The sequence below is a fragment of the Sulfitobacter indolifex genome (assembly GCF_022788655.1).
In the GTDB taxonomy this organism is placed as follows: domain Bacteria; phylum Pseudomonadota; class Alphaproteobacteria; order Rhodobacterales; family Rhodobacteraceae; genus Sulfitobacter; species Sulfitobacter indolifex.
Genome location: NZ_CP084951.1, coordinates 3,075,269 through 3,098,390, shown reverse-complemented (window position 1 = coordinate 3,098,390; position 23,122 = coordinate 3,075,269). Strand labels below are relative to the sequence as shown.

General features: G+C 60.9%; 29 protein-coding genes and 1 tRNA gene. 17 read left to right on the top strand and 13 right to left on the bottom strand.

Annotation, left to right across the window (positions count from 1 at the left end):
- Positions 1-15: 15 nt before the first annotated feature.
- A complete protein-coding gene (gene fmt / locus DSM14862_RS15210) occupies positions 16-930 on the top strand; it encodes a methionyl-tRNA formyltransferase (RefSeq protein ID WP_007118165.1) in 915 nt (304 codons plus the stop codon).
- Positions 931-934: 4 nt separating this feature from the next.
- On the opposite strand, the gene DSM14862_RS15205 is transcribed toward fmt, so the two are convergent.
- The 5 genes from DSM14862_RS15205 to DSM14862_RS15185 all read right to left on the bottom strand — a co-directional run bounded on the left by DSM14862_RS15205 (position 935) and on the right by DSM14862_RS15185 (position 4,628).
- Positions 935-1,558, bottom strand: a complete 624-nt coding sequence (locus tag DSM14862_RS15205; RefSeq protein ID WP_007118164.1) for a trimeric intracellular cation channel family protein — start codon at positions 1,556-1,558, stop codon at positions 935-937.
- Positions 1,555-2,019 carry a ribonuclease HI gene (gene rnhA, locus DSM14862_RS15200; protein WP_040700705.1) on the bottom strand — a complete coding sequence of 155 codons (465 nt, stop codon included), beginning with the start codon at positions 2,017-2,019 and terminating at the stop codon, positions 1,555-1,557. The genes DSM14862_RS15205 and rnhA overlap by 4 nt, the downstream gene beginning before the upstream one ends.
- 54 nt (positions 2,020-2,073) lie before the next feature.
- Positions 2,074-3,024, bottom strand: a complete 951-nt coding sequence (gene ispH, locus DSM14862_RS15195) for a 4-hydroxy-3-methylbut-2-enyl diphosphate reductase (RefSeq protein WP_007118162.1) — start codon at positions 3,022-3,024, stop codon at positions 2,074-2,076.
- 59 nt (positions 3,025-3,083) lie between these two features.
- Positions 3,084-3,821: a helix-turn-helix transcriptional regulator gene (locus tag DSM14862_RS15190; protein WP_007118161.1), complete on the bottom strand. Its 738-nt coding sequence runs from the start codon at positions 3,819-3,821 to the stop codon at positions 3,084-3,086.
- A 252-nt stretch (positions 3,822-4,073) separates the two neighbouring features.
- Positions 4,074-4,628, bottom strand: a complete 555-nt coding sequence (locus DSM14862_RS15185; RefSeq protein WP_007118160.1) for a LabA-like NYN domain-containing protein — start codon at positions 4,626-4,628, stop codon at positions 4,074-4,076.
- Between the two features lie 219 nt (positions 4,629-4,847).
- Between DSM14862_RS15185 and folK the strand changes: the two genes are divergently transcribed.
- From folK to recO, 12 genes are all read left to right on the top strand, one after another.
- A complete protein-coding gene (gene folK / locus DSM14862_RS15180) occupies positions 4,848-5,360 on the top strand; it encodes a 2-amino-4-hydroxy-6-hydroxymethyldihydropteridine diphosphokinase (RefSeq protein ID WP_007118159.1) in 513 nt (170 codons plus the stop codon).
- Between the two features lie 73 nt (positions 5,361-5,433).
- On the top strand, positions 5,434-5,787 hold the full coding sequence (gene rpoZ / locus DSM14862_RS15175) for a DNA-directed RNA polymerase subunit omega (protein ID WP_007118158.1): 354 nt from the start codon (positions 5,434-5,436) through the stop codon (positions 5,785-5,787).
- Between the two features lie 36 nt (positions 5,788-5,823).
- Positions 5,824-7,974, top strand: coding sequence for a RelA/SpoT family protein (locus DSM14862_RS15170; RefSeq protein ID WP_007118157.1), 2,151 nt, complete (start codon positions 5,824-5,826; stop codon positions 7,972-7,974).
- 36 nt (positions 7,975-8,010) lie between these two features.
- Positions 8,011-8,667 (top strand): DUF2062 domain-containing protein, encoded by a 657-nt coding sequence (locus tag DSM14862_RS15165; RefSeq protein WP_007118156.1) that lies wholly within the window; start codon positions 8,011-8,013, stop codon positions 8,665-8,667.
- A gap of 99 nt (positions 8,668-8,766) precedes the next feature.
- Complete coding sequence (locus tag DSM14862_RS15160; protein WP_007118155.1) at positions 8,767-9,519, top strand: pyridoxine 5'-phosphate synthase; 753 nt, start codon at positions 8,767-8,769, stop codon at positions 9,517-9,519.
- A gap of 108 nt (positions 9,520-9,627) precedes the next feature.
- A complete protein-coding gene (locus tag DSM14862_RS15155) occupies positions 9,628-10,071 on the top strand; it encodes a PA2169 family four-helix-bundle protein (protein ID WP_007118154.1) in 444 nt (147 codons plus the stop codon).
- 149 nt (positions 10,072-10,220) lie between these two features.
- The gene (gene acpS / locus DSM14862_RS15150) at positions 10,221-10,625 is read left to right on the top strand and encodes a holo-ACP synthase (protein WP_007118153.1); all 405 of its coding nucleotides are present in this window, start codon (positions 10,221-10,223) and stop codon (positions 10,623-10,625) included.
- A 132-nt stretch (positions 10,626-10,757) separates the two neighbouring features.
- Positions 10,758-11,594, top strand: a complete 837-nt coding sequence (gene lepB / locus DSM14862_RS15145; protein ID WP_007118152.1) for a signal peptidase I — start codon at positions 10,758-10,760, stop codon at positions 11,592-11,594.
- Complete coding sequence (gene rnc / locus DSM14862_RS15140) at positions 11,591-12,277, top strand: ribonuclease III (RefSeq protein ID WP_007118151.1); 687 nt, start codon at positions 11,591-11,593, stop codon at positions 12,275-12,277. Before lepB ends, rnc begins: the two co-directional genes overlap by 4 nt.
- On the top strand, positions 12,274-13,182 hold the full coding sequence (gene era / locus DSM14862_RS15135) for a GTPase Era (protein ID WP_007118150.1): 909 nt from the start codon (positions 12,274-12,276) through the stop codon (positions 13,180-13,182). The genes rnc and era overlap by 4 nt, the downstream gene beginning before the upstream one ends.
- A gap of 15 nt (positions 13,183-13,197) precedes the next feature.
- The gene (locus DSM14862_RS15130) at positions 13,198-13,527 is read left to right on the top strand and encodes a DUF1491 family protein (RefSeq protein WP_007118149.1); all 330 of its coding nucleotides are present in this window, start codon (positions 13,198-13,200) and stop codon (positions 13,525-13,527) included.
- Positions 13,527-14,249 carry a DNA repair protein RecO gene (gene recO, locus DSM14862_RS15125; protein ID WP_007118148.1) on the top strand — a complete coding sequence of 241 codons (723 nt, stop codon included), beginning with the start codon at positions 13,527-13,529 and terminating at the stop codon, positions 14,247-14,249. Before DSM14862_RS15130 ends, recO begins: the two co-directional genes overlap by 1 nt.
- On the opposite strand, the gene DSM14862_RS15120 is transcribed toward recO, so the two are convergent.
- Both DSM14862_RS15120 and DSM14862_RS15115 read right to left on the bottom strand, forming a co-directional pair.
- Complete coding sequence (locus DSM14862_RS15120) at positions 14,233-14,625, bottom strand: META domain-containing protein (RefSeq protein WP_007118147.1); 393 nt, start codon at positions 14,623-14,625, stop codon at positions 14,233-14,235. The genes recO and DSM14862_RS15120 overlap by 17 nt on opposite strands.
- A gap of 67 nt (positions 14,626-14,692) precedes the next feature.
- Complete coding sequence (locus DSM14862_RS15115) at positions 14,693-16,375, bottom strand: acyl-CoA dehydrogenase family protein (protein ID WP_007118146.1); 1,683 nt, start codon at positions 16,373-16,375, stop codon at positions 14,693-14,695.
- A gap of 142 nt (positions 16,376-16,517) precedes the next feature.
- Between DSM14862_RS15115 and DSM14862_RS15110 the strand changes: the two genes are divergently transcribed.
- Positions 16,518-17,282: a sulfite exporter TauE/SafE family protein gene (locus DSM14862_RS15110; RefSeq protein WP_007118145.1), complete on the top strand. Its 765-nt coding sequence runs from the start codon at positions 16,518-16,520 to the stop codon at positions 17,280-17,282.
- A gap of 296 nt (positions 17,283-17,578) precedes the next feature.
- Here DSM14862_RS15110 and DSM14862_RS15105 read toward each other — a convergent pair.
- Both DSM14862_RS15105 and DSM14862_RS15100 read right to left on the bottom strand, forming a co-directional pair.
- Positions 17,579-17,654: transfer RNA gene (locus DSM14862_RS15105), tRNA-Ala, on the bottom strand.
- 93 nt (positions 17,655-17,747) lie between these two features.
- Positions 17,748-18,077, bottom strand: coding sequence for a TIGR02300 family protein (locus tag DSM14862_RS15100; RefSeq protein WP_007118144.1), 330 nt, complete (start codon positions 18,075-18,077; stop codon positions 17,748-17,750).
- Between the two features lie 111 nt (positions 18,078-18,188).
- Here DSM14862_RS15100 and DSM14862_RS15095 point away from each other — a divergent pair, with 111 nt between their 5' ends.
- Positions 18,189-18,875, top strand: coding sequence for a M48 family metallopeptidase (locus DSM14862_RS15095; protein ID WP_007118143.1), 687 nt, complete (start codon positions 18,189-18,191; stop codon positions 18,873-18,875).
- Here the strand turns inward: DSM14862_RS15095 and DSM14862_RS15090 are convergent.
- Together DSM14862_RS15090 and DSM14862_RS15085 are read right to left on the bottom strand one after the other, a co-directional pair.
- A complete protein-coding gene (locus tag DSM14862_RS15090) occupies positions 18,872-20,008 on the bottom strand; it encodes an aminodeoxychorismate synthase component I (protein WP_007118142.1) in 1,137 nt (378 codons plus the stop codon). The genes DSM14862_RS15095 and DSM14862_RS15090 overlap by 4 nt on opposite strands.
- Positions 20,009-20,016: 8 nt before the next feature.
- Complete coding sequence (locus DSM14862_RS15085; protein WP_007118141.1) at positions 20,017-20,310, bottom strand: Dabb family protein; 294 nt, start codon at positions 20,308-20,310, stop codon at positions 20,017-20,019.
- Between the two features lie 126 nt (positions 20,311-20,436).
- On the opposite strand from DSM14862_RS15085, the gene DSM14862_RS15080 reads away from it, so the two are divergent.
- A complete protein-coding gene (locus DSM14862_RS15080) occupies positions 20,437-21,087 on the top strand; it encodes a GntR family transcriptional regulator (RefSeq protein WP_007118140.1) in 651 nt (216 codons plus the stop codon).
- Between the two features lie 14 nt (positions 21,088-21,101).
- On the opposite strand, the gene DSM14862_RS15075 is transcribed toward DSM14862_RS15080, so the two are convergent.
- Entirely contained in the window at positions 21,102-21,413 is a 312-nt protein-coding gene (locus DSM14862_RS15075; RefSeq protein WP_007118139.1) for a hypothetical protein, read from the bottom strand.
- Positions 21,414-21,706: 293 nt separating this feature from the next.
- Here DSM14862_RS15075 and DSM14862_RS15070 point away from each other — a divergent pair, with 293 nt between their 5' ends.
- Positions 21,707-22,153 carry a GNAT family N-acetyltransferase gene (locus DSM14862_RS15070; RefSeq protein ID WP_050770319.1) on the top strand — a complete coding sequence of 149 codons (447 nt, stop codon included), beginning with the start codon at positions 21,707-21,709 and terminating at the stop codon, positions 22,151-22,153.
- Here DSM14862_RS15070 and DSM14862_RS15065 read toward each other — a convergent pair.
- Positions 22,150-23,112, bottom strand: a complete 963-nt coding sequence (locus DSM14862_RS15065) for an acetyl-CoA carboxylase carboxyltransferase subunit alpha (protein WP_007118137.1) — start codon at positions 23,110-23,112, stop codon at positions 22,150-22,152. The genes DSM14862_RS15070 and DSM14862_RS15065 overlap by 4 nt on opposite strands.
- Positions 23,113-23,122: the final 10 nt, after the last annotated feature.

The following is a 23,122-nucleotide window of genomic DNA, read 5'->3' as shown; positions in this document are numbered from 1 at the left end:
TTCAGGAGTGAACAGATGCGACTGATCTTCATGGGCACGCCCGAGTTTTCGGTGCCGGTACTCGACGCGCTGGTGCAAGCGGGGCATGACATCTGCGCCGTCTATTGCCAGCCGCCACGCCCTGCGGGCCGGGGCAAGAAACCCCGCCCAAGCCCGGTGCAGCAGCGCGCTGAAGAGATTGGCCTTTTGGTGCGGCATCCGGCATCGCTCAAACATCCCGAGCCGCAAGAAGAATTCTCTGAACTCGACGCTGACGCGGCGGTGGTCGTGGCCTATGGTTTGATCCTCCCGCAGGTCATTCTGGACGCGCCGAAACAGGGCTGCCTGAACATCCACGCGAGCTTGCTGCCGCGCTGGCGTGGGGCAGCACCTATCCACCGTGCGATCATGGCGGGGGATGAAAAGACCGGCGTTTGCATCATGCAGATGGAAGCGGGGCTCGATACCGGGCCGGTGCTGCTCTGCGAAGAGACGGACATCGGCGCGGCAGAAACCACAGCGCAATTGCACGACCGGTTGAGCGCCATGGGCGCGGTGGCGATCAACAAAGCGCTGTCGCAATTGTTGACGCTGACCCCGCAGCCCCAACCCGAAGAAGGCGTCACCTATGCCGCCAAGATCGACAAGGCCGAGGCCCGCATTGACTGGGCGCGCCCGGCGGTTGAGGTAGATCGCCTGATCCGCGGGCTGTCGCCCTTTCCCGGCGCGTGGTTTGAGGTTGATGGTCAGCGGGTGAAGGTACTGGGATCGGTGCTTGACGAAGGCACAGGTGCGGCGGGTGAGGTGCTGTCAGACGACCTGCGCGTGGCTTGCGGAGACGGAGCAGTACGGCTGACGCGGTTGCAGCGTGCAGGCAAGGGCGTGCAGGATGTCGATGTGTTTCAACGCGGCGCGCAGATTGCGACGGGAACGAACCTTAGCGCTGTCTAAGCGCCTAGCTTTTTGGTGGGGTGCTTTTGTAGACCGGCAAGTGCCAGCCGAAATACAGCGACCCCGCCCGCAGCACCCATGTGGTGACCGCGCAGGCCAGCAGCGGATAGAGCGTGCCTTGGGTATAGGGCGCCAGCAGCACTGCCACGGCGGCACCTGATAGGGCGGCGGTGGCGTAAAGCTCGCCTTGGGTCAGCACAAGTGGCAGTTGCCCCACCACCACATCGCGCATCAGCCCGCCCATGCAGCCGGTGATCATACCCATGACAATGATAATGGCGGCTGACTGTTCTTGAGACATCGCCACCCCGACCCCCGCCGCGACGGCAACAGCCAGCGCCAGACTGTCGAGCCAGATCAACGTGCGAAAACGGCTTTCCAGAAAGTGCGCGGTGAAGAAGACCACCAGCGCCGCCACGATGGCCACGCCCAGCATGCTGGGCTTTTCGATCCAGAAGATTGGATTGCGGTCGAGCAGAAGGTCACGGATCGTGCCCCCGCCGACCGCCGTCAGGCAAGCGATGAAGGCAAAGCCGACGATATCAAGCTGCGCGCGGCTGGCAACCAGCGCGCCGGTGATGGCAAAGACCAGCACGGCGGCGTAGTCGAGCAGGGCCAGCAAGCTCACTTCTTGCCGCCCGGTTTGAAGGGGGCCATGCCAGCGCGGGCCAGCTCGTCAGCGCGTTCGTTTTCGGGGTGGCCGGCGTGGCCCTTGACCCATTTCCACGTCACATTGTGCCGCGCGTTCGCCGCATCAAGCCGTTGCCAAAGTTCGGCGTTTTTGACGGGTTTCTTGGCGGCATTTTTCCAGCCATTTTTCTTCCAGCCAAAGATCCAACCGGTGATGCCATTTTTGACGTAGTTGCTGTCCGTGACGATGGTGATCTCGGTCGTACGGCTAAGCGATTCCAAAGCCGAAATCGCGGCCATCAGTTCCATGCGGTTGTTGGTGGTCTGGCCTTCGCCGCCCTTCAGCTCGCGTTCTTTCACGATCTTGTCGCCGTCCATTGCGCGCATGAGCACGCCCCAGCCGCCGGGGCCGGGATTGCCTGAGCAGGCTCCGTCTGTGTAGGCATAGAGGTCTGGCATGGTCGTCTCCGGCAGTTTCCAACGCGGTTTATGCGCGCGGCGCGTGGCGGTCAATCAGGCGGGTTGGCGGAGGACGCGGGGAACCTTGAATTCGACGTTTTCCTGCGCGGTTTCGACCAGTTCGGTGGTCACGTCATAGCGCGCTTTGAAGGCGTCGATCACTTCGTTGATCAGCACCTCAGGGGCCGAGGCGCCTGCGGTGATGCCGATGCTGCCGATCCCATCCAGCGCGCGCCAGTCGATATCATCGGCCCGTTGCACCAGTTGCGCATAGGCGCAACCCGCGCGGGCACCGACTTCGACCAGACGTTTGGAGTTCGACGAATTGGGCGCGCCGACCACCAGCATCGCGTCGCATTTGGGGGCCATCGCTTTGACGGCTTCCTGACGGTTGGTCGTGGCGTAGCAGATGTCTTCCTTGTGCGGGCCGATAATGGCAGGGAAGCGCGCCTGAAGTGCGGCGACGATATCCGCGGTGTCATCGACGCTGAGCGTGGTCTGGGTGACATAAGCCAGACGGCCCTCATCGCGCACGGCGACTTGGGCCACATCGGCGGGGGTTTCAACGAGCAGCACGTCGCCATCGGGCAGTTGGCCCATGGTGCCCACCGTTTCGGGGTGGCCCGCGTGGCCGATCATGATGATTTGCAGCCCGGCGTCGGCATGGCGCTGTGCTTCGATGTGGACCTTGCTGACCAGCGGGCAGGTGGCATCGACGTAGATCATATTGCGCGCCTGCGCGGCCGAGGGCACGGATTTGGGCACACCATGGGCCGAGAAGATCACCGGGCGGTCATCGGGGCACTCCGACAGTTCCTCGACAAAGACCGCGCCCTTGTCGCGCAGCCCGTCGACGACGAATTTATTGTGCACGATCTCATGACGCACATAGACCGGCGCGCCCCATTTTTCGAGCGCCATCTCGACGATCTTGATCGCCCGATCCACGCCTGCACAGAATCCGCGCGGCGCGGCAAGGTAGAGGGTGAGAGGCAATTTGGTCATGCGAGGTCTCCGGACGGTTGGCGCAGAGGTAAGGGCTTGGGCGCGCTTCGTCCAGCCCGTCAGTCTTTGTTGGGCACGGGCTTGCCCGCGGTGCCGTGCACAAGCGCCGCGGCCTGTGCTCGGTTGCGGATGCCCAGCTTGCGGTAGCCGGACTTCGCGTAATCCGAAACAGTGTGGATCGACAGGTCGCAGCGATGCGCGGTTTGCTGGCGACTATAGCCATGAGCGAGAAGGTTCACCACCTCGGCTTCGCGCGGGCTGAGTTTTGCAAAGGTTTCCGGCGCCTCGGGCAGGGGCAAGGGGGTCGTACCGGTCAGGTCTTCGATGCGGCGGTGCATCAGCAGGCAGAACAGGCGGAGGTCTTCGGCGATGTCATTAAAGGTCCGCTTGAATTCGTCGGCCTCCATCCCATTGCCGATGATAAAGCCGCCAAACCGTTCAGATCCTTTTAGCCGCATCGGCACGGCGAAAGCGGCATAGAGACCTTCGCGTCCTGCGCGCGCGATCAGCGAATGCTCTGAAGGGGTGACATCGGGGTAAAGGTGCACGAAGGCCTGACCGATCGTCAGCACCTCGTAGCTGTTGCACGAATGGTGCAGAAAGGGGTCATCCTCGGGGGGGAGGTCATCGTAAAGGTCGGGAATGGTAGATAGAAACTGGGCGTCTTTGAAATCTGCACCAACGCTAATGTGAATGGCGTGGGTGAAACCGATCTGCCGAAGCGCCTCTACGATCCCATCCCAAAGCGCGCCCACTTCTTGCAGCTTTTCCAGCCGTACCGCGACATCGAAGAGCATCTTCCCTCACTTTACCCCCCTTTTTCGGGGGGTCGTCTACTCCTACGAGAACAGGTAGTATGGGATCAAGGGGAACGCATGGGTTCATGTGCTGTATTGTATCTTCCCTGGGGTATTTTAGAAATTTCACAGACCAGTGACGCCATAGTTACTGGTCTGTTATTCGTTTGCCTGCTGTCCCGATAAAAGACAAAGTTAACCCACTGCTGCACGGGGCAGCATGGTTTCGAGCGGGAATAAAGCGGTTTGCGCTTAGTCTTGCGGGGCGGAGATAGGGTCGCGCGGCGGGCGGCCAATGACATCACGCAAATCATCAAGCTCAATAAAGTTATCGGCTTGGCGGCGCAGGTCATCAGAGATCATCGGCGGCTGGCTGCGAATCGTCGACACAACGGAAACGCGCACGCCTTGGCGCTGCAGGCTTTCCACCAGCGGACGGAAATCACCATCGCCTGAGAAGATCACAATATGATCGACGCGGGGCGCCAGTTCCATCGCATCAACGGCCAGTTCGATGTCCATGTCGCCTTTGACTTTACGGCGGCCCATGCTGTCGGTGTATTCCTTGGCCGGTTTGGTGACCATGGAAAAACCGTTGTAGTTTAGCCAGTCAACAAGCGGGCGGATCGGTGAATACTCATCATTTTCCAGCAGCGCGGTGTAGTAGAAGGCGCGCAGCAGCTTGCCGCGGCGCATGAACTCTTGCCGCAGCAGTTTGTAGTCGATGTCGAAGCCTAGCGCCTTTGCCGCGGCGTATAGGTTGGAGCCATCTATAAATAGCGCCAACCGCTCATCTTTGTAGAACATTAATCTATCCTTTCGGCAGGCTTCGCCGTATTCCCGGTTTAATTTGTATTCGCCGCGGATTAAAAAATTCGTGACGTCAGGCGATGCCCCCACATCAGGGTGCATAACTAAGGTTTTTTAGCGATGCCGCAAGACCCCGAAGGGATGGAATTAAGCAGTAGAAAGCCTATACGAAAGTATAGCCTTCTGATTGCGCTCGGCGGTAATCTTGCATCTTCTGTGGGTAAACCGCAGGAAACTCTGAAATCGGCTTTAAAGCTATTGCAAACGTCTGGCGCGGTGATTCGCGCCACCAGCCCATTCTATCACACTCCGGCATTTCCCGCAGGCGCAGGGCCAGATTATGTGAACGCCGCTGTGCGTGTCGAAGCGCCGTGGGACCCGCAGAAAGCCTTGGGGGTGTTGCACCGCATCGAAGCGCAGATGGGCCGAGAGCGCGTGCAGCGATGGGGGCAGCGCACGCTGGATTTGGACCTGCTGGCCTGTGACGATATTGTGTTGCCAGACCGTAATACCCACAAGATGTGGCGCGACTTGCCGCTTGAGGCGCAGATTGGCCGCACGCCTGAGCAGTTGATTCTGCCGCATCCGCGGCTGCAAGACCGCGCGTTTGTCTTGGTGCCGCTGGCCGATGTCGCACCCGATTGGGTGCATCCGCTGCTTGGAAAGCCGGTGCGCGCCTTGCTTGAGGCCCTGCCGGAGCGGGACCGCGCCAGCGTGCGGCGTCTGTAATAACGGCTTGTAAATCTGCCTGAAGAGGCCTAAATAGCGCACTTCTGGCAGCAAATGAGATATTGGAGGCTTCATGGCCCGCGTCACCGTCGAAGATTGTGTTGATAAGGTTCCGAACCGTTTCGAGCTTGTTATGCTGGCCGCGCACCGCGCCCGTGAGATTGCTGCCGGATCGCCGCTGACTGTCGACCGCGACAACGACAAGAACCCGGTCGTGTCCCTGCGTGAGATTGCTGACGAAACGCAGTCTGCCGATGATCTGCGTGAGCGTCTGATCGAAAGCAATCAGAACCAGATCGAAGTCGACGAGCCCGAAGAAGACGCCATGGCGCTTTTGATGGGTGCCGAGCAGGACAAGCCCGAAGAAGACAGCATGTCCGAAGAAATGTTGCTGCGCCAGTTGATGGCCGCACAGGGGCAGGGGTAACCCCCGCGCCCCGGCCGGGGCTATGAGGCAGATGGCATGAACAGCGCCGACATTACTGCCGACGACCTGATCGCTCTTGTTCAAGGCTATAATCCCCGTACCAACGAGCCACTGATCCGCGCCGCCTTTGACTATGGCGCGCAGATGCATGAGGGCCAGTTTCGCCATTCCGGCGAGGCTTATTTTACCCATCCCGTCGCTGTCGCTGCGATCCTTACGGAACAGCAGCTTGATGATGCGACGATCATCACCGCCCTTCTGCATGACACGATCGAAGACACCAAAGCGTCTTACGCCGAGGTGCAAAGCCTCTTTGGTGGTGAAGTCGCGGAATTGGTCGATGGTGTCACCAAGCTGACCAACCTGCAGCTGAACTCGACCGAGACCAAGCAGGCCGAGAACTTTCGCAAGCTGTTCATGGCGATGTCCAAAGACCTGCGGGTCATCCTCGTCAAACTGGCCGACCGTCTGCACAACATGCGGACGATCAAATCCATGCGCCCTGACAAGCAGGTCAAAAAGGCGCGGGAGACGATGGACATCTATGCGCCGCTTGCGGGCCGTATGGGCATGCAGTGGATGCGCGAAGAGTTGGAAGACCTCGCGTTTCGCGTGCTCAACCCCGATGCGCGTGCGTCGATCATCCGGCGTTTCATTACGCTGCAACGCGACACCGGCGATGTGATCCAGCGGATCACTGGCGACATGCGCGTGGAGTTGGAAAAAGCGGATATTGAGGCCGAAGTCTTTGGCCGGGCCAAGAAGCCCTATTCGATCTGGCGCAAGATGGAGGAGAAGGAGCAGAGCTTCTCTCGCCTGTCTGACATCTACGGCTTTCGTGTGATCACTGCCTCCGAAGAGGATTGCTACCGCACCCTTGGCGCGATCCACCGGCGTTGGCGCGCGGTGCCGGGACGGTTCAAGGACTACATCAGCCAGCCCAAGACCAACGGTTACCGCTCAATCCATACCACCGTCTCGGGGCGTGATGGAAAGCGGGTCGAGGTGCAGATCCGCACGCGGCAGATGCATGACGTGGCCGAGACAGGCGTTGCTGCGCATTGGTCCTACCGGGACGGTGTGCGCAGCCGGAACCCCTTTGCCGTTGATCCCGCCAAATGGATCAGCCAACTGACCGAACAGTTCGACGCCGAGACCGACCACGAGGATTTCCTCGAGGCGGTGAAGCTTGAGATGTACGCTGACCAAGTCTTCTGCTTCACGCCCAAGGGCGATGTGGTGAAACTGCCGCGCGGCGCGACGCCGATTGATTTCGCCTATGCGATCCACACGCGGATCGGCAATGCCTGCGTGGGGGCCAAGATCGACGGGATGCGTGTGCCGCTGTGGACGCGGATCAAAAACGGTCAGTCGATTGAGATCACCACTGCCCAAGGTCAGACCCCGCAGGTCACATGGCTTGATATTGCAACCACCGGCAAGGCCAAGTCGGCGATCCGTCGGTCGCTGCGCGAGGTGGACCGCGAGCGGTTTATCAAGCTGGGCCGCGAATTGGCACGCTCGGCCTTTGCCCAGGTCGGCAAGAAGGTGACCGAGAAGGTACTGCATACCGTTGCCAAAAACCTGCGGCTGAACGGTTCAGATGAGGTGCTCGCTCGCCTTGGCAGTTCCGAGCTTACAGGGCGGGAGGTTGTACAATCTGTCTATCCTGACCTCGCCCCGCAAAAGGGCGAGCAGATCGATGTGCGCCGCGCCGTGGTCGGTCTGGAGCCGGGGCAGAGCTTTGACCGAGCACCCTGTTGCACGCCGCTGCCCGGCGAACGGATCGTCGGCATCACCTTTCGCGGCAAGGGCGTGACCGTCCACGCGATCGACTGTGATCGCCTGTCGGAATACGAAGACCAGCCCGAGCGTTGGCTTGATCTGCGCTGGCATGACGGCAGCCATCCAGCGGTCTATACCTGCGCGCTCGACATCACCATCGGCAACGGCGCGGGCGTGTTGGGGCGGGTCTGCACCTTGATCGGCGAAGCCTCGGCCAATATCTCAGATTTGGAATTTGTGGAGCGTAAGCCTGACTTTTACCGGCTGGTGGTCTATGTGGATCTTAGAGATGTAACACACCTGCATTCGCTGATGTCCACGCTTGAAGCCGAGAGTGAGGTCGCCGATGTCAGCAGGCACCGCAATATGAGCACGGGAAAGACTGTCGAAAAGACTGGCTGACCCGCGCCGAAGAAACGCCGATACTGGACCTGAGACTTGATTTTCAAACGCCGCGATCCGAAACCGACCCTGCGCGCGCTGGCCGAGTTTCTGTGGCCGCGCGGTGGATGGACGCGTGCGTTTCACTATGTCAAACACCGGATGCGCCGGTTGCCTGACAGCCCGGAACGCATTGCGCGGGGCATCTGGGCCGGGGTCTTTACCACCTTCACCCCGTTCTACGGGCTGCATTTTATCGTGGCGGCGCTGATCGGGCGGGTGATGCGCGCGAATATTCTCGCAGCACTTATGGCGACCTTCTTTGGCAATCCGCTGACCTATGTCCCCATCGGCATCGCGGCCCTGCAAACGGGGCATTGGATCCTCGGCGCGCCCGTGGCGGCGAGAGAGCATCGCTCTTTCGGTGGTAAGTTTCTGGATGCGGGGCACGACCTACAAGAAAACTTTTTTGCGATCTTTACCGATGCGACGATGGACTGGTCCGGCCTTGCGGTCTTTTTCCATCAGGTTTTCTACCCCTATTTGATCGGGGGCATCCTGCCGGGGATGATCTGTGCCACGATCGCCTATTACATCTCGGTTCCGGTTCTGCGTGCTTATCAAAAGCGGCGGCGGGGCATGATCAAGGCCAAGTTCGAGGCGCTGAAACATAAGGCCGCGCAAAAGGCCGAGGCCAAGCGCCACGCGGACTGAACCTCTGCCTGTATCAAATTTCTGGAAAAAGCGCTTCCCCCTATGGGGTTGCCGAAAATTCCAACCTATGGTCGCGGTAATGATGCGAGAGGAATCAACATGGCTGACCAACCAAAGCTGAGATTGGGCGTGAACATCGACCATGTGGCGACCGTGCGCAACGCACGGGGCGGGGCCTACCCTGACCCGCTGCGCGCTGCCAAAATCGCAGAGAAGGCCGGAGCCGATGGCATCACCGCGCATCTGCGCGAAGATCGGCGGCATATCTCAGACGCCGATATCGAAGGGTTGATGGAGGTCCTCTCCGTCCCGCTCAATTTTGAGATGGCCGCCACCGACGAGATGCAAAAGATCGCCCTGCGTCACAAGCCGCACGCGGTGTGCATCGTCCCCGAAAAACGCGAAGAACGCACCACCGAAGGCGGTTTGGAAGTCGCGCGTGAAGAAAACAAGCTCGCCCATTTCATCGCCCCGCTGCGCGAAGCGGGCAGCCGCGTGTCGATCTTCATCGCGGCTGAACCTGCCCAGATCGAGGCCGCCAACCGCATCGGAGCTGAGGTGATTGAGCTGCACACCGGTGCCTATTGCGATGCTTTCGCCGAAGGCCGCTGGGATGAGGCGGATGTTGAACTCAAGAAGCTGCGTGAGATGTCGACGTTTGCCGCGTCCCTTGGTCTTGAGGTTCATGCAGGCCACGGACTGACCTACGACACAGTGACCCCAGTCGCCGCTTTCCCTGAGGTGCGCGAGCTTAACATCGGACATTTTTTGATTGGGGAGGCGATTTTTCTTGGGTTAGAGCCTGCGATAACCGAGATGCGCCGCCTGATGGACGCCGCCCGCGAGGGTTAGTTCGCGGGCCGGGTGGCAAAAAATCTCTCACGTATTGCCTCGGAATGGACCTAAACCGCCTTTGCCGCGTTGGGCTGCCAGACTGGTTAACAAACCTTGGAGGCACCAATGAGCGACCATACTGATACACTGCAGAAACTGCACACCCGCCTGATCGACAGCCGCGATGGCTATCGTGAATCCCGCAAGCAAGTCTCGAACGAAGTGGCTTTTGTCGGCTTCTTCGATCAGCGCATCGCCGAGCGCGAGAAGTTCCACACCGAGCTGCACCGCCAGTTGGGCGCAGACGGTATCGACGTTTCCGAAGAGGGTTCTGTCGCCGCGTCGGCCCACCGGGGCTGGCTCAAGCTGCGCGATGCGGTCACAGGCGATGCGGAAGCGGTCTATGACGAGATCATCAACGGCGAATCCGCATTGGTCGAGAACTACGACGACGCGATCAAAGCGACTGCTGGCCGTCCGGGCTATGAGTTCCTGACCGAGCAGCGCGCGTCCGTGCAGCGCGCCATTGACGAGGCGAAAGCCGAGAAGGCCCGTCACGCCGTCGCCTAAACTGAACACCACTTAGACCCGGTTAACGCCGTCCCGCCCCCGCGGGGCGGCGTTTTCACGTGGCATTGCTGCTTTTCCTCAGCATCACCGCATGATTTATTGTCCGCAAAGGGCAAACCGCCCCCGTCACGCGACAAGAATGGCTTTCAATGATCCTTGGCATCGGCACTGATCTGGCGAATATAGACCGTATCCAAGGCACGCTCGACCGCTTTGGCGACCGTTTCCGCAATCGGGTCTTCACGGATATAGAGCAGCGCAAGGCCGAGCGTCGCCGTGATGTGGCGGGCACCTATGCCAAACGCTGGGCCGCAAAAGAGGCGTGCTCTAAGGCGCTTGGTACCGGGTTGCGTATGGGGATCGCTTGGCGCGACATGGCGGTCAGTAACCTCAAGACGGGCCAACCCGTAATGGAAGTGACAGGCTGGGCCGCTGACCGTCTTGCCGCGATGACCCCGCCGGGGCATGAGGCAATCATTCACGTGACCCTGACCGACGACCATCCATGGGCGCAGGCATTTGTGGTGATCGAGGCGCGCCCGCTTGGCGATTGAGCCTGCAAAGGCTGGGTCGCCGCGCCGTTTCGCGTCATATCCACGCGGGGCAGGCCGTTCGGCGCCCGCTTCACTTGACTTGGCCCGCAGCGGGGATCATGTAACCCCAAACCGATATGTCAGGAGCGCCGCATGGCCGCCAAAGAAAAAACCGGCAATGCCTTTGTCGAAACTATCAAGACAATCTTCTGGGCGCTGCTGATCGCCGGTGTCTTTCGGACCCTGTTCTTCCAGCCCTTCTGGATCCCCTCCGGCTCCATGAAAGAGACGCTGCTGATCGGCGATTTCCTTTTCGTGAACAAGATGGCCTACGGCTATTCCTACGCCTCCTGCCCCAGCGTGATGCTGCCCGGTCTTGGGGTCGAGATCGACGCCAAAGATGTCTGCGGCGTGTTCGACGGCGACAACGAGCGTCTCTTTGGATCAGAGCCAGAGCGCGGCGATGTCGTGGTCTTCCGCCACCCCGTGTCGGGCCGTGACTACATCAAGCGTCTGATCGGCATGCCGGGTGATAAAGTGCAGATCCAAAACGGGATCATCAGCCTGAACGGCACCCCGGTCAAAGTTGAAGACGCGGGTACATTCGAAGAAGCGATGGCCCCGCAAGGCCCGCAACAACTCCGCCCGCGTTGCGAAAATGGCCCCGTGGGTCAAGGCGGCACCTGCGTGAAAAGCCGCCAGATCGAGACCCTGCCCAATGGCGTGTCGCACCCTATCTTGAACATTACCAATCAGCAGTCGGACAACACCGGCGTCTATACCGTGCCTGAAGGGCATTACTTCTTCATGGGCGACAACCGCGACAACTCTGCTGACAGCCGGTTGGCACAGCGTGCAGGTGGTGTGGGTTTCGTCCCGTTCGAGAACCTGATTGGCCGTGCAGACCGCATTGTGTTCAGCTCTGCCGGGCGTTCAATGCTGTTCTTCTGGACATGGCGCAGCGATCGTTTCTTTGAAGCTGTCAGATGAAACTTAGCGGTGACCTAAAAGCCTTTGAGGCGCGGATCGGCCATAGTTTCGCCAAGCCGGAACTGCTGGTCCGTGCCGTGACACATGCCTCCATGTCCTCGGCCAACCGCGATGACAATCAGCGGTTGGAGTTTCTGGGCGACCGGGTGTTGGGGCTTGTGATGGCCGAGGCGCTGCTGGCGCTTGATCCCGGTGCCACCGAAGGCCAGTTGGCCCCGCGTTTCAACGCGCTGGTGCGCAAGGAAACCTGCGCTGACGTGGCGCGTGAGATTGATCTGGGCAAGGTGCTGAAGCTGGGGCGGTCAGAGATGATCTCGGGCGGGCGGCGCAAACAGGCACTTTTAGGCGATGCCATTGAGGCAGTGATCGCCGCTGTCTATCTCGATAGCGGTTTTGAGGCTGCAAAGGGGTTGGTTTTGCGGCTATGGGGTGACCGGCTCAAAACCGTTAAGGAAGACGCGCGTGACGCCAAAACCGCGTTGCAGGAATGGGCGCAGGCGCGCGGGCTAATGCCGCCGCGTTACGTGCAGACCGACCGAAGCGGCCCCGATCACGCACCTGTCTTTACGATTACCGCGCGGCTGGACAACGGGGCCGAAGCCGCCGCCACCGCCCCCTCAAAACGCGCCGCCGAACAGGCCGCCGCCACCACGCTGCTGCGGCAATTGGAGAAAAATACATGACCACCCGCGCCGGATTCGTCGCCCTGATCGGAGAGCCCAACGCGGGCAAATCCACGCTTTTGAACCGTATGGTGGGGGCCAAAGTCTCAATCGTGACACATAAGGTGCAAACCACCCGCGCCCGCATCCGTGGTGTCGCGATGGAGGGGCAGACGCAGCTTGTTTTCGTCGACACGCCCGGTCTGTTCCAGCCGCGCCGCCGTTTGGACCGTGCCATGGTCGCCGCTGCTTGGGGTGGGGCTGCGGATGCCGATGTGGTGGTGCTGCTGATCGAAGCGCACCGTGGCATGACCGAGGGCGTCGAGCGTATCCTTGAGGAACTGGGGAACATCGCCAAAGGCCGCCGGGTTGCGCTGGCGATCAACAAAATTGACCGCGTCGAGGCGCCGGTGCTGCTGGGCCTGACCGAGAAGATGAACGCGCGGTTTGATTTTATCGAAACCTTCATGATCTCCGCCGAGCGCGGGCATGGCATCGACACGCTGCGCCATTGGCTTGCGGGAGAGGTGCCGGAAGGCCCGTGGCTCTACCCCGAAGACCAGATCGCCGACCTGCCGATGCGCAATATCGCGGCAGAGATCACCCGCGAGAAGCTGACCCTGCGTCTGCATCAGGAACTGCCCTATCAGCTGACGGTCGAGACCGAGAACTGGGAAGAGCGTCCCGATGGCTCTGCCCGGATTGACCAGTTGGTCTATGTGATCCGCGATGGTCACAAGGGCATCGTGCTGGGCAACAAGGGCGAGACGATCAAGGCTGTGGGCAAAGCTGCCCGCGAGGAGTTGGAAGAGTTCCTTGGCCGCAAGGTGCATCTGTTCTTGCAGGTCAAAGTCCGCGCCAATTGGCTGGAAGAGGCCGAGCGCTATTCCGAGATGGGCTTGGATTTCAAAGATGGCAACGACTGAGCGTAAAGGCCCGCCATGCCGCGTTTGACCGCACGTTTCTGGGTCGATGCCTATCTCACTCGGCTGCGGTTGCAGGATATTCCCGCCTTCGTTGTGGCGCATGGGGATGACACCGGCGGCGCGGTGCTGGTCAAGCTGGCGACGCTGGATGGCCGCGCGATGCTGTTCCAACGCTCCTTTGATCTGATGACCGGGGATCGAAAGTGGGTCGAACTGGCGTCTGGCGACGAGGCGGAGGTCGATGCTACCGTCACTCGTCAGCGCGGCTTTGATCCCGACCTTTGGGTGATCGAAGTCGAAGACAGGCAAGGCCGCCACCTTTTGGACGAACCGGGGCTAAGCTGATGGAATGGCGCGATCAAGGCATATTGCTGAGCGCGCGTCGACATGGCGAAACCTCGGCCATCATTGAGGTTTTCACCCCCGAACAAGGCCGCCATGCCGGGATCGTGCGCGGCGGCACCAGCCGCAAGATTGCCCCCAGTCTTCAACCCGGTGCCCAGCTTGATCTGGCGTGGCGCGCGCGGCTGGAGGATCATATCGGCGCCTTCACCGTAGAGCCGTTGCGCAGCCGTGCAGCCGTGGCAATGCAAGACCGCTTGGCGTTGGCGGGGCTGAACGCGGTGACCGCGCTACTGTCCTTCTGCCTGCCCGAGCGCGAACCGCATCCCGCGCTCTACCGACGCACCGAGACGCTCTTGGATATGCTGGGACAGGGGGATGTCTGGCCGCTGGCCTACCTAAAATGGGAACTGCGGCTGCTGGAAGAAATGGGCTATGCGCTTGATCTGGAAAGTTGCGCGGTGACCGGGGTGAGTGAAGACCTGATCTACGTCTCGCCCAAATCGGGCCGCGCGGTCTCGGCCAAAGGCGCGGGGGAGTGGGCGGAACGGCTTTTGCCCCTGCCTGCGGTTCTGCGTGGCGGCGCGGGCAGTGACGCGGAGATTGCCCAAGGCTTGGTGACCACGGGCCATTTCTTGACCGCGCATCTGGCGCGTGATCTGGGAGGCAAACCGCTGCCCGAGTCGCGGGCGCGGTTTATCGACGCCTTTAGTCGGCGGCTTTGAACACCAGCCGCTCGCCGCTGTCATCCGACAGGATCAGCGTGTCGCCCAGCACGTCCGAGATCGTCGCATCCCCCAAGGCTTTCAGAAACGCCGCCTCTGCCGCGAGGTCTGGGCAGGCGCGGCGCGTGGCGGCGATATGGCCCGCGTCGAACCACGGGTAGGGCACCGTCATCGCGGCGCTATAGGCGTTGCAGGGGGCTTCTCCGGCGATCTTGCCGGTCTCGGGAAAGGTCAGTGTGGCGCGGACGTTGAAGGGGGTGCCGTCCAACTCTACCAAGGTCCACGTCTTGTCGCCCGCCCCGTAGGCGCGGACGGTTTCATCCCCTTGGCATTGCGGCAGGGCACTGAGGGCGGCGAGGATTGCAAAGCTGCGCATGGGCTGTCCTTTGGGTTGAAACGCCGCCTATGTCCTCGACATCGGCAGCGCTTGCAACCCCGGCGCGTTAGCCCAGCAGCCGCCGCGCGATAACCTGCGCTTGGATTTCCGCCGCACCCTCAAAGATGTTGAGAATCCGCGCGTCACAAAGCACTCGGCTGATCTTGTATTCCAGTGCGAACCCGTTGCCGCCGTGGATCTGCAAGCCGTTGTCCGCTGCCGCCCAAGCGACCCGCGCGCCGAGCAGTTTGGCCATGCCTGCCTCGACATCGCAGCGACGGCCAGCGTCCTTTTCGAAAGCGCTGTAATAGGTCAACTGCCGCGCGATCATCAGTTCTACCGCCATCATCGCCAGCTTGCCCGACACGCGGGGGAAGTCGATCAGCGATTTGCCGAATTGCTTGCGGTCTTGGGCGTATTGCATCGAGATATCGAGCGCCGATTGCGCTACACCAATGGCACGCGCAGCGGTTTGGATGCGAGCCGATTCAAAGGTTTCCATCAGTTGTTTGAATCCGCGCCCCTCTTCGCCGCCCAGAAGGTTCTCGCCCTTAACCTCAAAGCCATCGAACGCCAGTTCGTATTCCTTCATCCCGCGGTAGCCGAGCACCTCAATCTCCCCGCCAGTCATGCCGGGGGTGGGGAAGGGGTTGGCATCATCGCCGGGTGTCTTTTCGGCCAAAAACATCGACAGGCCGCGGTGGTCTGTGGTCTCGGAATCGGTGCGCGCCAGCAGGGTCATCACATGGGTGCGGGCGGCATGGGTGATCCATGTTTTGTTGCCGGTCACCTTATAGTCGTCGCCGTCCTTCACCGCGCGGGTGCGCAGGCTGCCAAGGTCGGACCCGGTGTTCGGTTCGGTAAAGACCGCCGTGGGCAGGGTTTCGGCGCTGGCGATCCGGGGCAGCCATTTCTCTTTCTGCGCGTCGGTGCCGCCGCAGAGGATCAGTTCCGCCGCGATTTCCGAGCGGGTGCCAAGCGAGCCAACACCGATATAGCCACGCGAAAGTTCCTCGCTGACCACGCACATCGACGCCTTGGTCAGGCCCAGCCCGCCGAATTCTTCGGGAATGGTAAGACCAAAGACACCCATTTCGGCGAGTTCTTCGATCACTTCAATAGGGATCAACTCATCCTTAAGGTGCCAGTCATGGGCGTAGGGTTCGACCTTTTCGACCGCGTAGCGGCGGAACTGGTCGCGGATCATCTCAAGCTCTTCGTCGAGGCCGCTAGCGCCAAAGGTTACATCGGCGCTGCGCTCCTGCATGAGTTCAACCAAGCGGCTGCGCGCGGCCTGCGTGTTGCCGCTGCGGGTCAGGGTTGTGATCGCTGGATCATTAAGCACGGTTTCATCTTCGGCGCTCAATCCCAAATCTTGCAGGCGCAGCATCTCGCCCTGGTTCATCTGGATCCCGCCCCGGATCTGGCAGAGGTATTCACCAAAGGCGATTTGATGCAGCAGCTCTTCGACCTCGCCAAAACGGCCGTCGCTTTGCAGGCGTTCGGCCCAAAGCTGCATCTGCCGCAGCGCCTGCACATAGGTGGCAAGCCACGCGAGCCCATGGGCTGCTGTTTGATTGGCCTCGATCAGCTTGGCCGAAACGCGGTCACCCTCGCTGACCTGCGTGCGGACGGCGGCGGTAGCCTGCTCTAGCAACCGGTCGAGCGGCGCCAGTGCTGCGCCGGTCAGCCCGGTCAGATTATCGAGAATTACGCTATGCATCGTCATATCCTGACCGTCATGTGCCATGGGCTGTCCTTTCGTGCTTGGAGAAGACATAGACCCTTCGCAGCTGCAGCACAACAAAGATACGTTTTTCTGCAGCATTTTGTTCTAATGTTGCGCGGCCATTTTCGGCGTGCGGTTGCCAAGCAGGCTGCTATGTAGCGGTATGAACAGTCTTTTCCCCTTTCTTACGCCGTTAGAATTTTATGCTGCACTTGCGATCGGCCTCTGCGGTGGCTTTGTCAAAGGGGTCGTCGGGTTCGCGCTGCCTCTGGTGCTGATTTCCGGTCTCACGACCTTCATGGCGCCGGAGTTGGCACTGGCCGGGCTGATTCTGCCGACGGTTCTGGCAAATGCCTTTCAAGCGCTCCGGCAGGGACCGCAAGCGGCGCTGCGGTCGATCCGTCTGTTCTGGGTATTTCTGATTTGTGGCGGCGTGATGTTGGTGTTGTCAGCGCAACTGGTACGGTTGGTGCCAGCGACCGTCATGTTGTTGATGATTGGGATCCCGGTGGTGCTGTTCGCGCTGCTGCAACTGTCGAAGTATAAATTTCGCCTCGCCCAGCAGTCGCTGAAGGTTGAGGCGCTGGTGGGTGGATTTGCCGGGGCTATCGGCGGCATTTCCGGCATCTGGGGGCCGCCTACAGTGGCCTACCTGACCGCCCTCGGGACCGAGAAACACGACCAGATGCGGATCCAAGGCGTTATCTACGGGCTGGGTGCGGTCGCGCTCTTGGCCGCGCATATCGGGTCGGGTGTGTTGAATGCCGAAACTTGGCCGTTTTCGGCGCTGTTGATCCTGCCAGTGCTCGTGGGTGTCTGGCTGGGCAGCAAGGTGATGGACCGAGTGGACCCCGTGCTGTTTCGCAAGATGACGCTGCTGGTGCTGATGGTGGCGGGGCTGAACCTGATCCGACGGGCGGTGTTCTGAGCGTGTCTGCTAGTGAGCGTGCGGCGCGCGGGGGCATCGCCTGCTCGCTCGGACGGGTTGGTGATCTAGTCAGGGTTGGTGTGCTCTAGGCGATGCACATCATGAGCGCGGCATAGTGGCAAGAGGCAGTGTCGGATAGCCGACGCGCAGGCAGGTAGTGGCCCTGAGGTTCCGATCGCAAAGCATTGTTTGCAGTTGCGAGATAACGTCGTATCGTTTGTATGGATTGTTGCGCTGCGCTCTCATCGCTTCTTCGAAGCGACTGCCGCGCGACGCCTTTTGCTTTGCAAAAGGCTTGGTGGAGCCTAGCGGGATCGAACCGCTGACCTCCTGCATGCCATGCAGGCGCTCTCCCAGCTGAGCTAAGGCCCCATCGTGGATCGTGTGATCCGGGTCGTTATGCGCCGCTAACTAGGCGCTGCCGAAGGCGGGATCAAGCAGAAAATTGACCCCGCCGTCGATTAATTAATCGTCGTCGTCTGACGCGACATCGGCGATATCGTCGAGGGGAACCGTATCCTCGTCATCATCGTCGTCGTCCAGCAGATCATCATCCAGATCCACATCAACTGTATCGTCGTCATCAACGAGGGAATCGTCGTCTGCCTTATCGCCTTTCTTGGCTTTGGCTGTGACCGCATCCTCGGCATCCGCCGCGATCATGCGCGACTTGGAATTGTCGACCGCGACCTCTTCGCCCGTGTAGGGGCTGATGATCGGATTCTTGTTGAGGTCATAGAAGCGCTTGCCCGTCGTGGGGCACAGGCGCTTGGTTCCCCATTCTTCATTGGGCATGAAACACCCCTTTATAATATTGCTGTTGCGTGTAGATGATTCCGGCCAAGTGCCATATGAGGGGGGCACTGTCAAAGGCTTTGGCCACTATCTAGGGACGTTGCTCCGGTAATGAAAGACCCTGTGCTGCCCGGCAACCCGCCGATTCCGTTGATCTTGCGCCGTTCGGCCCGTGCCCGGCGCATCTCTTTACGCATTTCGCAATTGGATGGACGGGTGACGCTGACCATGCCCAAACGCTTGGCCGAGCGTGAGGCGCTGGCCTTTGCCGAGGCCAAGCAAGACTGGATTCGCCAACACCTTGCCGCGCGGGGCGAAGACGTGATTGTCGCACCGGGGGCTGAGCTGCCTGTGGGCGGTAAGGTTCTTAAGGTGCGCGGCGGGCAGGGGCGCGGCGTGCGGATCGGTCCCGAAGAGATTCTCGTGCCCGGTCCGGACGACAGCATTGGCAAACGTCTTGCGGCGCATCTGCGCGAAGTGGCGCGGGATCGGTTGGCTGGCGCCTGTGACGACTATGCCGCCCTGCTGGGAAGGTCCTACAGCCGCATCACCCTGCGCGACACGCGGTCACGCTGGGGATCATGCACCAGTGACGGCGGGCTGATGTTTTCTTGGCGGCTGATTATGACGCCGCCTGAGGTGCTGGACTACGTTGCCGCCCACGAGGTCGCGCATTTGGCGCAGATGAACCACTCGCCGGCGTTCTGGGCCGAGGTCACGCGGATTTACGGGGACTATCAGGCCCCCCGGCAATGGCTGCGCGACAATGGCGGCGCGCTGCACCGCTATCGGTTCTAGGGCAGGGTCGCAAAGCGTGCTTTCAGCAGCGCTTCGGCATATTCATCCTCGGCTGTGCTGTCATGCACCACGCCGCCACCGACATTCAGCCGCAGCCGCCCATCGGCATGACAGGTCGCTGTGCGGATCGCTACGTTGAACTGCATCGCCCCTGAGGGCGCGACCCAGCCAACAGCGCCGCAATAGGCATCGCGTGGGGCGGGTTCTAACGCGCGCAAGATCTGCATGGCGCGAATTTTGGGCGCACCGGTGATGGAGCCGCAGGGGAAGAGGGCGTTGAAGATGTCCGTCAGGCGCGTCTCTGGCAAAACCTGTGCCGTAATGCGCGAGGTCATCTGATGCAGGGTCTCATAGGTCTCGATCTCGAACAGCTTCGGCACCTCGACGCTGCCCACTTCCGCAATCCGGCTGATGTCGTTGCGCAGCAGATCGACGATCATCAGGTTCTCGGCCATGTTCTTTTCCGAAGCGGCGAGGTCGGCGCGCAGCTTGGCGTCCTCAAAAGCGTCCCGCCCCCGCCGTGCGGTGCCCTTCATCGGACGCGCGGTCAGGTGGCCATCAGCAGTCAGCGCAAAGAATAACTCGGGCGAGCGTGACAGCAACACCGGCCCCCCAAGATCAACAAAGGCACCATGCTCAACCTGCTGGCGCTGGCGCAGCCGGGCATAAAGGGCGGTGGGCGTGCCGGTAAAACGCCCCTCCATCCCAAAGGTCAGATTGGCCTGATAGATATCCCCGGCAGTGATGAAATCCTGCACCTGCGCAAAAGCGGCCTCGTATTGGGCAAAGTCCCAATCCGGGGTCAGGGCAGACAGGCCGGCCGCGCCCACTTCATCCTGAAACACGTCATCCTGAAAGGTGTGCGGCTTCGGCCCATCAAACACCCCGAAGCGCAACAAGGGCATCCCGCGCTCCGCAGGCATCAAATCACGCAGTTTGACCGACCCGAGATAGCCCAACTCATAGCTTGCATAGCCCGCCAGCCACGCGCCCTCTGCCAGCGCCGTTTCGAGCGCGGCAAAGGCCGCTGGCACCTCTGCAGGGGTCTCGGCACTGATGATCCGCTGTGGCGCGCGAAAACCCGTGCCACCCCCCAGCGGGCCAGTGTCAAAGAGGACGCCAGGACCAGCCATGCCCGGCCCTAAAAGTCCGCAGGCACGCGCATGTCGCGTAGGGGCCGCACGATATCGATGGATTCTTGATAGATCGGATGGGCCTTATAGGCGGCCAAGGCCTCGGCATCGGGGAATTCGGCATAGACCACCACATCCACATCACCCGACAGCGCATCGACTCGGGTATTTTCGCAGATCTCGAAAGTCGTCGAATGGGGGATATCGGCCAGTTTCCAAAGCCCAGCCACGATCGTTGGAATGTCTTTGGGGTCTTTGGCTGAGAAAAAGACAACATGACGGATGAAGTTTCGTTTGGTCAAGGCGCGTCTCCTTTGGCGATTTGTTCTCCGATAAATTGCCACAGGGTCCGGGACAACGGGTGATCGTGTACTGGGCAGCAAAATGCCGCGCTTGACGGGTGGTGATTTTGTGATCACAAGCGCATCATGAACCTAAGCCCCCGCCCTGTCGAGGCCACCCCGCTGGCCCATGATCGTGTCTACCGCCGCCTGCGCGCCCAGATCATGCATGGCGATCTACCGCCCGGTCATGCACTGACCCTGCGCGGCATCGGTAAGGAGTATGAGGTCTCGATGACGCCCGCCCGCGAAGCGGTGCGTCGGTTGGCGGCAGAAGGCGCGCTGACGATGTCGGCCTCGGGGCGCATCTCGACGCCCGAACTCAGCAACGAGCGGATCGAGGAATTGGCAGCACTCAGGGCGCTGCTAGAGGTCGAACTGGCCTCGCGTGCCCTGCCGCGCGCCCATATGGCGCTGATCGAGCGGATGCAGACGATCAATACCAATATCGCCGAGGCCGTGGCCCACCGCGATGCGGTCAGCTACATCCGCACCAATCTGGAATTTCACCGCACGTTGTACCTGCGCGCCCAAGCGCCTGCCATGCTCGCCATGGCCGAAACCGTATGGCTGCAAATGGGCCCCACCATGCGCGCGCTCTATGGTCGCTTGCGGCGGACCGAGCCGCCGCATTTCCATCGGTTGATCATCGCCGCCCTGCGCGCCGGTGATGAGCCGGGGCTGCGATTGGCGGTGCGCTCAGATGTAACCCAAGGGCTGCGGATGCTGGCCAGCTGACAGCCAGCCCATGCTCAACTCGCCGCGCCCTTTTTCGGCGGCACGACAGGCTCGACCATCCAATGCGTACCGGTCGATAGAATGCAACTTATGCCATCGGGCCGGCTTATCAGCACGGTAAAGCTACCACTTTCCTGAGAGGCAAAGACCTCGAGCAACGCGTTCGGATTCTGAAGCCCCCGCGCCGAGAGGGTCTCGCCATAGTCGGCTTCCAATTTCGTGACGAGCCCCGCGCGCGGGGCGCAGGCCAGAGCCTGAGCCCAGGCCGGTGGCCCGGTGCAGGCCATGCCAAAGAGCAGGGCGGCGCTGAGAATACGTTTATACATGACAGACTCCCTTCTGATGTGACCAACAAGGGCATCTGGCGGCACAGGGGTGTCGCAGACGCCCTGTACTATAAATATCGGGTGCATTGGGGCCGCATGCAAATCACACCGGCTCACATATGCGGCGCTTGACAGCTGCGCGGCAGGGGGGCACCTAGGTTTCATGGAAAAGACCTGCCTCACAACAGTCTATTATCCCCGCTCCTAACCGGCGCGGCACCTATACCCATATCCACAAGCCGCCACAGCGCGGCTTTGCTTGTCTCCCTGTGGCAATCACAGAAAGAGACGACATGCCCCCAATTCGCCCCGTTCAAAAATCCGACCTGCCAATGGTGCTCGATCTGGCCCATGCGCTGGCCGCCTACCACGGTGACACCGCCACACTCACGCTGGCCGCGCTGGAACGTGACTGCCTTGACCCCACACCCTGGCTGACCCTCTTAGTAGCCGAAGGCGCGACCGGGCTGCGTGGCTATGCCGCGCTCTGCCCTCAAATGCAGTTGCAATTCGGCGCAAGGGGGATGGACCTGCACCATCTCTTTGTCTGCGACACTGCGCGTGGGCGCGGCATCGGCAAAGCACTGGTGGAGGCCGCGCTAGAGCACGCGAAAGCGCGGGGCTGCAGCTATATGACAGTCGCCACAGATACAAAGAACCGGCGCGCGCAGGGGTTCTACCGCGCCGCCGGTTTCGATCAAATCACGCCTGATCCGCGTTTTCGGCGGCGGCTGGCCTAGGCCGCCAGCCCTTTGCGCCCCATCTCAAGGAACTTGGTCCGGCGGTCTTTGATCAAGGTCTTGCCGTCTTTGCCGTCTAGTTCCTTGAGCATGGCTTCGATCGACTTGCCCACTGCCTTGATCGACTCTTCGGCATGACGATGCGCACCGCCCATGGGCTCTGGAATGATCCGGTCAATCACACCCAATGTCTTAAGCTCATCCGCCGTCAAACGCATCTGTTCAGCGGCCTCGCGCATCTTCTCGCTGTCTTTCCACAGGATCGACGCACAGCCCTCAGGCGTGATGACCGAATAAACCGAATGCTCCAACATCGCGACGCGGTTCGCCGTGGCAAAAGCCACCGCCCCGCCAGAGCCGCCTTCGCCGACGATCACGCTGATCAACGGCACACCGATTTGCAAGCATTTCTCGGTCGAGCGGGCAATCGCCTCAGACTGACCGCGTTCTTCTGCACCTTTGCCAGGATAAGCGCCCGGCGTGTCGACAATGGTGACAACGGGTAGGTTAAACTTATCCGCCAATTCCATCAAACGCACCGCTTTGCGATAACCCTCAGGCCGGGCCATGCCAAAGTTGCGTTCGATCCGGCTTTTGGTGTCATTGCCCTTCTCATGGCCGATGACCATGACCGGCGTGTCGTTGAACCGCGCAAGCCCGCCCATGACAGCGTGGTCATCAGCAAAGTTGCGGTCCCCGGCCAACGGCGTGAACTCGGTAAACAGCGCTTCGATGTAATCTCTGCAATGAGGCCGCTCAGGGTGACGCGCCACTTGGCATTTGCGCCAAGGCGTCAGCGACCCATAAAGGTCTTCGAGCATCCCCGCGGCTTTTTTGTCCAGCGCGCGGGCCTCGTCGGTGATGTCCATCTCTTCGTTGGACCGGGCCAGCGCCCGCAACTCTTCCGCCTTGCCTTCAATCTCGGCCAGCGGTTTTTCGAAATCCAGATATTGGGTCATTGCATGCTCC